The 7,053-nt window shown below is 64.9% G+C and carries 6 protein-coding genes and 1 pseudogene; all 7 read right to left on the bottom strand.

Features of this window, described 5'->3' with window-relative positions:
- Window positions 1-865: ribonuclease III (gene rnc, locus G3N93_RS30695; RefSeq protein ID WP_206134635.1), on the bottom strand; the 865-nt coding region annotated here is incomplete at its 3' end.
- Between the two features lie 153 nt (window positions 866-1,018).
- The gene (gene lepB, locus G3N93_RS30690) at window positions 1,019-1,912 is read right to left on the bottom strand and encodes a signal peptidase I (RefSeq protein WP_011351413.1); all 894 of its coding nucleotides are present in this window, start codon (window positions 1,910-1,912) and stop codon (window positions 1,019-1,021) included.
- Between the two features lie 16 nt (window positions 1,913-1,928).
- Entirely contained in the window at window positions 1,929-3,722 is a 1,794-nt protein-coding gene (gene lepA, locus G3N93_RS30685; protein WP_174944483.1) for a translation elongation factor 4, read from the bottom strand.
- Between the two features lie 197 nt (window positions 3,723-3,919).
- Window positions 3,920-4,156: a glutaredoxin family protein gene (locus G3N93_RS30680; protein WP_206134634.1), complete on the bottom strand. Its 237-nt coding sequence runs from the start codon at window positions 4,154-4,156 to the stop codon at window positions 3,920-3,922.
- A 7-nt stretch (window positions 4,157-4,163) separates the two neighbouring features.
- Window positions 4,164-5,666, bottom strand: a complete 1,503-nt coding sequence (locus G3N93_RS30675; RefSeq protein ID WP_206134633.1) for a DegQ family serine endoprotease — start codon at window positions 5,664-5,666, stop codon at window positions 4,164-4,166.
- 16 nt (window positions 5,667-5,682) lie between these two features.
- Window positions 5,683-6,735, bottom strand: coding sequence for a MucB/RseB C-terminal domain-containing protein (locus G3N93_RS30670; protein ID WP_059527587.1), 1,053 nt, complete (start codon window positions 6,733-6,735; stop codon window positions 5,683-5,685).
- Between the two features lie 5 nt (window positions 6,736-6,740).
- Window positions 6,741-7,053: pseudogene (locus tag G3N93_RS30665) on the bottom strand (anti-sigma factor); the annotation flags it as partial.

The following is a 7,053-nucleotide window of genomic DNA, read 5'->3' as shown; positions in this document are numbered from 1 at the left end:
TACCGGTCGCATCGCTTGCCGCAGGCGCCGCACCGGCCGCCCTCGCCTCGCGCGCTGCCGCGCGTTCCTTCCGCTCCGGCGAGCGCAGGTCGAGCGCTTCCTGCACGCCCTTCACGCCCGGCACGATTTCGGGTTCGACATGCTTCGACCCGCGCGCGTTTTTCGAGCGCTTCGGCTTCGCGGCCAGCATCGGCGCAGCCGCCATCACCTCGTCGAGCGCCTTCTTCGCCGCGGCCTGCTCGGCTGCGCGCCGGCTCGCACCGGAGCCCGACACCTTCACGTCGAGCTTCGGCACCGTGCATTCGACTTCGAATTGCTGATTGTGCGCCGCACCATGCGTCGCGACCACCGTGTAGGTGGGCAGCGCGATCTTGTGCCCCTGCAGGTATTCCTGCAGCAGCGTCTTCGCGTCCTTGCCGAGCGTGCGCGGATCGATGTGGTCGAGAATCGGGATATAGAGGCGCTTGATGACCCCTTGGGCGGCTTCGAAGCCGCCATCGAGGAACACGGCCCCGATGATGGCTTCGAACGCGTCCGCGAGGATCGACGGGCGGCGGAACCCGCCGCTGCGCAGTTCGCCCTCGCCGAGCCGCAGCCCGTCCGAGATATTCAGGGCCTGAGCAATTTCGTACAGCGACTGCTGTTTGACGAGGTTGGCGCGTACGCGCGACAGATCGCCTTCGTCCAGCTTGCTAAAACGCTGGAACAAAAGGGCAGCCACCGCGCAATTCAGAACGGAGTCGCCGAGAAACTCGAGCCGTTCGTTGTGCGTGGCACTGTGACTACGATGGGTCAAAGCCTGGCGCAACAATTCCGCATTGCGAAATTCGTAGCGCAGCCGGCTTTCCAACTGGGATAGGGGCATGTGCAGGAGTATAACGCGGGCGCCGGTCGGGCCGAAACGGCACGGCCGGACGCGAAAAGGCGTGACGAGGCGGTGTTACCGCCGGTTCTTAAAGTAGTTCGGCAATACGCGACGCGGCCCGTGCGTCGCGCATTGCGATTGAGTCGAATGCGATCAGTTGAAGGAACCGATGCGCTTCAGGTCGCTGAAGTTCATCCAGATGAAGAACGCACGGCCGACGATGTTCTGGTCCGGCACGAAACCCCAGTAGCGGCTGTCCGCACTGTTGTCGCGGTTGTCGCCCATCATGAAGTAGTGACCGGGCGGCACCTTGCAGATCACGCCGCGGCTGTTGTACGTGCAGTTGTCGCGAAACGGATAGTCGTATGCGCCCATCACGAACGGCGGCACGGCCGGGTTGTTGAGGATCGCGTTCTTCTTGTTGCCGATCGTTTCCTCGAACTGCTTCGCGTAGTTCTGGCGCTCGTCGTCGAAGAAATCGGGCAGCGGCGTTTCGGGCACCGGCTGGCCGTTGATCGTGAGTTGCTTGTCCTGGTACGCGACGGTATCGCCCGGCAGGCCGATCACGCGCTTGATGTAGTCGACCGACTCGTCCTTCGGATAGCGGAACACGACGACATCGCCGCGCGACAGCGGGCTGCCCTGCGTGATCTTCGTGTTCGTGACCGGCAGGCGCAGCCCGTATTCGAACTTGTTGACGAGGATGAAATCGCCGACGAGCAGCGTCGGCACCATCGAGCCCGACGGAATCTTGAACGGCTCGACGACGAACGAACGCACGACGAACACCGCCAGGATCACCGGGAAGAAGCTCGCCGTGTACTCGAGCCACCACGGCTGGCGCAGCTTCTCGTCGCGCAGCTTCGAACGCGTCTGCACCGCGTTTTCATCCGCGAAACGCTTGTCGATGCGCGACTGCTGGCGATCGAACTCCTCGATCGCCGAGTCGGCCGCCTTGCGTCGCTGCGGCAGGAACACCAGTTTGTCCAGCACCCACGCTACGCCCGTCAAGACGACGAGCACAAAAAGAATCAGCGCAAAATTCATAAAAGGATCAGTCCTGTTATTTGTCTTCGACGCGCAAGATCGCAAGGAACGCTTCCTGCGGGATCTCGACCGAACCCACCTGCTTCATTCGTTTCTTACCCGCTTTCTGCTTTTCGAGCAGTTTCTTCTTTCGTGAGATGTCGCCGCCATAGCACTTCGCCAGCACGTTCTTGCGCAGCGCCTTGATGTTCTCGCGGGCAATGATGTGCGCGCCGATCGTAGCCTGGATCGCCACGTCGTACATCTGGCGTGGAATGATCTCGCGCATCTTCGCGGCCACTTCGCGGCCGCGGTACTGTGACTGCGAACGGTGGACGATAACCGACAGCGCATCGACCTTGTCACCGTTGATCAGCATGTCGACCTTCACGACGTCGGCCGCACGGTATTCCTTGAACTCGTAGTCCATCGACGCGTAGCCGCGCGACACCGACTTCAGGCGATCGAAGAAATCGAGCACGATCTCGGCCATCGGGATCTCGTAGGTCAGTTGCACCTGACGGCCGTGATATTGCATGTTGATCTGCGATCCGCGCTTCTGCTCGCACAGCGTGATCACGGAGCCGACGTAGTCCTGCGGCATGTACAGGTTCACCGTGACGATCGGCTCGCGAATCTCCTCGATCTTCGGCGGGTCCGGCATCTTCGCCGGGTTCTCGACCTTGATCGTCGAGCCGTCGCTCTGCACGACCTCGTAGACAACCGTCGGCGCGGTCGTGATGAGGTCCATGTCGAACTCGCGTTCGAGCCGCTCCTGCACGATTTCCATGTGCAGCAGGCCGAGGAAGCCGCAGCGGAAACCGAAGCCGAGCGCCTGCGACACTTCCGGCTCGTACTGCAGCGACGCATCGTTCAACTTCAGCTTCTCGAGCGATTCGCGCAGTGCGTCATACTGGTTGGCCTCGACCGGATACAGCCCCGCGAACACCTGCGGCTTCACTTCCTTGAAGCCCGGCAGCGGCTCGACAGCAGCCTTGGTCGCGTGCGTGACGGTGTCGCCGACCTTCGCTGCCGTCAGTTCCTTGATGCCAGCGATGATGAAACCCACCTGCCCGGCCGACAGCGTTTCTAGATTGCGCGACTTCGGCGTGAACACGCCGATGTGCTCGACCGGATACTGCGCGCCGGTCGCCATCAGCTTGATCTTGTCCTTCGGGCGCAGCGTGCCGTTAACGATGCGTACGAGCATCACGACACCGACGTAGTTGTCGAACCACGAATCGATGATGAGCGCCTGCAGCGGCGCGGCCGGATCGCCCTTCGGCGGCGGCACCTTCGCGATCAGCGACTCGAGCACGTCCTCGACGCCGAGGCCTGTCTTCGCGCTGCAACGCGTCGCGTCGGTCGCGTCGATGCCGATCACGTCCTCGATCTCCTCGATCGCGTTTTCGGGGTTCGCGGCGGGCAGGTCGATCTTGTTCAGCACGGGAACGACCTCGACGCCGAGCTCGATCGCCGTGTAGCAGTTCGCGACCGTCTGCGCCTCGACGCCCTGGCTCGCATCGACGACCAGCAGCGCGCCTTCGCATGCGGACAGCGAACGGCTGACTTCGTACGAGAAGTCGACGTGCCCCGGCGTGTCGATCAGGTTCAGGTTGTAGACCTTGCCGTCGCGCGCGCGATAGGACAACGCGGCAGTCTGCGCCTTGATCGTGATGCCGCGCTCGCGCTCGATATCCATCGAGTCGAGCACCTGCGCTTCCATTTCACGGTCGGCGAGGCCGCCGCATACCTGGATGATGCGATCCGCGAGCGTCGACTTGCCATGGTCGATGTGCGCGATGATCGAGAAATTGCGAATATGATCCATTCAGTGCCGATCAAGCGAAAAAGGCGCGCTCGACGACTGCGGAGCACGCCTTGTAAGTCGGTGAAAAAACGGCTTATTTTAGCCGAAAAGGCCTTCGCCGGGCGGTATTTCCTACGCCGGGCCGTGCAGTGGCCCGCCGGAGGCGCCAGCCGGGCCAAGCCCCGTGCGAAGCGACACCCGCCGGCGGCATGCCAGGCTCAGCGCCGGGCTTTCAGCGCATCGCGCACCCGTGCGTCGTCGAACCGGTGGCGACATACCTCCGCCCCGTCCAGCAGCAGCACGGGCACATCCTCGTCGTAGCGGGCGACGAGTGCCGCATCGGTGTCGATGTCGATGTAATCGACCGCGACGCCGAATTCGGCCGCCACCGGCGCCAGTGCGTCGCGCATGTCGTCGCACAGGTGGCACCAGCCGCGGCCGTAGAGCGTGAACATCGGCGCGTTACTTCTGGCGCGGCCGCACGGGCACGAACTGCGTGTTGTCGCCACGCCGCACGAGCACCGCGACCGCCTTCTGCGGATCGAGCTGCGCGGTCACGTCGGCAAACTGCTTCGCGTTCGTGATGTCGGTGTCGCCGACGCGCAGCACGATGTCACCGCGCTGCAGGCCCGCACGGGCGGCCGGGCCGTCGACGCCGTCGATCTGCACGCCGTTCTTCAGCTTCAGCGTCTTCATCTGCTCCGCCGTCAGGTCACTGACCGTCAGACCGAGCGAATTGGTCTGGCGCGGCTTTTGCGGCGCGTTCTTGCGCTGCTCGGCCTTCGCCGTCGTTTCGGCCGGCGTCTCCGCGATCGTGATCGGCAGATCGCGTGCCTGACCCTTGCGCCATACGCTGACCGTCGCCTTCGTGCCGGGCTTCGTGTCGCCAACCATGCGCGGCAGGTCCGACGCCGTATCGACCGAACGGCCATTGAACTTCAGGATAATGTCGCCCGGCTGGATGCCCGCCTTGTCGGCCGGACCGCCCGGCTCGACGCTGCTGACGAGCGCGCCCTCGGCCTTCGGCAGCCCGATCGAATCGGCCACGTCCTTCGTCACCTCGCCGATCGCCACCGCGATCCGGCCGCGCGTGACCTTGCCCGTCGCCTTCAGCTGGTCAGCCACGCGCATCGCCTCGTCGATCGGAATCGCGAACGAGATGCCCATGAAGCCGCCGGTACGGCTGTAGATCTGCGAGTTGATACCGATCACCTCGCCCTGCATGTTGATCAGCGGGCCGCCCGAGTTGCCGGGGTTCACGGCGACGTCGGTCTGGATGAACGGCAGGTAGTCGCCCGTGTTGCGGCTCTTCGAGCTGACGATGCCGGCCGTCACCGTGTTGTCGAGGCCGAACGGCGAACCGATCGCGACAACCCACTCGCCGACGCGCACCTTGTTCGAATCGCCGATCGCGACGACCGGCAGGTTCGACGCCTGGATCCTGACGACCGCGACGTCCGTGCGATCGTCGACGCCGATCAGCTTCGCCTTGAATTCGCGCTTGTCGGTCAGCGTCACGTAGATGGTGTCCGCATCGTCGACGACGTGCGCGTTGGTCATCACGTAACCGTCGGCCGACACGATGAAACCCGAGCCGACGCCGCGATTCTGTTCGGTGTCGGGCGGATTGTCAGGCGTCGGCGCGTTCTTCGGATTGCCGCCGCCATTGCCGCTACCGTTGCCGGGCGCCTGCGGCAGCGGAATGCCGAAGAAGCGCCGGAAGAATTCCGACATGTCGCCGTTGTCGAAGCCCGGCGGGAGCATCCCGCGCGGGCCGCTGCTCGTCGGCACGTTGGCGGTGGTCCGGATGTTCACGACGGCCGGCCCGACCTTTTCGACCAGGTCGGCGAAGTCGGGCAGGCTGGCAGCGGGAGCCGTCACCGCAAACGCGGTATGCGGCACGAGCGGCAGGCAGGCAGACAGCGCCGCCGCCGCGAGCCATTTGCGCAGCGTGAGTTTCATCATGTCGGAAGCCGTAGCGTTACTTGGAAGCCTTGTATTCTATGGCAGACGCGAACTGCTGCAACGTAGCCGGCGGCACTTCGCCGAGCACGGTGATCCAGTAGTCGCCGCGGCGCTTCACGAGCACGTTCGTTGCACCGGTGCTGCCCGCGCCTTCCTTGCGCGTATTCTTTTCGGCCGGCTCGATGAAAACCGAGATCGTCGCGAGACCGTCGGTGAAGACGGCCTGATCGACCGGGATCGGCGGCTCGCCCGCGTCACGCGCGGCCATCGGCCTGCGCACTTCGCGAATCTTCTGGAAACCGGCCACGCTCGGGGCGAGCTGCCAGCCCTGCGCTTCCATGTCGACCGTCGCGACCGGCGGCCGCACGACCGTCCAGCCGCTCAGGTTGCGCATGCCGGCCGCGATCGCGGCCTTGTCGCCGCTTGCGCCGCCCGTCTGCAATTGCGAGAACGCAATCTGCTCGAGCACGTGATCGTTCGCATCGAGCGTCTGCGAGCGCAGCAGCAGCCCCGTGCGCGCGTCGGCCCACAGCTTGTACGTGAAGCGGTACGCATCCTTCGGCACGAGCTCGACGACCTGCGCGTCGATCCCCGCCACGCGGTCCTTGCCGAGCGACTTCGCGTCGTAGACGGACATCACGTGCTCGCCGCTCGCGCCGAGCAGCGCGGGGAACGAGTCGCGCGTCTGACGGCGCTCGACCACGCACAGCTTGCGCTCGGGCACGAACGTGTACAGCTCGTCGTTATGTCGCAGCAGCTTGCGCGGCTTGCCGTCGAGCGTCTCGATGCGCTCGAACTCGCCGTCGCGGGACGCGACGTGCGCGATGCGCGACGACTGCACATACCCGCCGCGCTGGTAGACGAACGTGCCTTCGTAGCTCTGCTGCTGCGCCGCTTGCTGGACACGGTCGAGCCAGTCGGCGGCACCCTTGCGGGTCGCGACGGGATCGTCCGGTTGCTGTGCGCTGGCAGGAAGGGATTGAACGGACAACAGGGCGGCTGCGCAAAGCAGGAGGGCCGGCAGCCGCTTCCATCCGGAGATGGCGTGATTCAACTGCAATGTCCGCATCGGGTTTATTGGCCTGGCGTGGTGGTCACGGCAGCGCGGATCAGCGGCATCGAACCCGTGACAACGGGCTGCTGCGCGAATTGCTGGTGCGCTTCAAGGTATTGGTCGAGGCTGGCGTCGCGGATGATGTTGACGTCCTGCAGGCCCGGCTGGGCCGATGCCTGCGCAACCGTCACGCGCTGCAGGTTGCCGCCTTGCGGCGCACCGGCCGACGCGACCTGGACGGCGCCCGGGGCACCGGCCGTCTGCAGCTGCGGGACGACGATCCACGTCAGCGTGGCCGCCGCGGCAGCGACCGCGAACGCGGGCACGACCCGA

Source organism: Burkholderia sp. Se-20378, from assembly GCF_017104665.1.
GTDB lineage: Bacteria > Pseudomonadota > Gammaproteobacteria > Burkholderiales > Burkholderiaceae > Burkholderia > Burkholderia lata.
The sequence above is the reverse complement of the archived record's forward strand: the minus strand, read 5'-3'. Positions and strand labels throughout refer to the sequence as shown.

Coding starts and splice junctions, on each gene's coding strand:
- lepB (WP_011351413.1), bottom strand. CDS start 1,912: ATGAATTTTGCGCTGATTCTTTTTGTGCTCGTCGTCTTGACGGGCGTA.
- lepA (WP_174944483.1), bottom strand. CDS start 3,722: ATGGATCATATTCGCAATTTCTCGATCATCGCGCACATCGACCATGGC.
- G3N93_RS30680 (WP_206134634.1), bottom strand. CDS start 4,156: ATGTTCACGCTCTACGGCCGCGGCTGGTGCCACCTGTGCGACGACATG.
- G3N93_RS30675 (WP_206134633.1), bottom strand. CDS start 5,666: ATGATGAAACTCACGCTGCGCAAATGGCTCGCGGCGGCGGCGCTGTCT.
- G3N93_RS30670 (WP_059527587.1), bottom strand. CDS start 6,735: ATGCGGACATTGCAGTTGAATCACGCCATCTCCGGATGGAAGCGGCTG.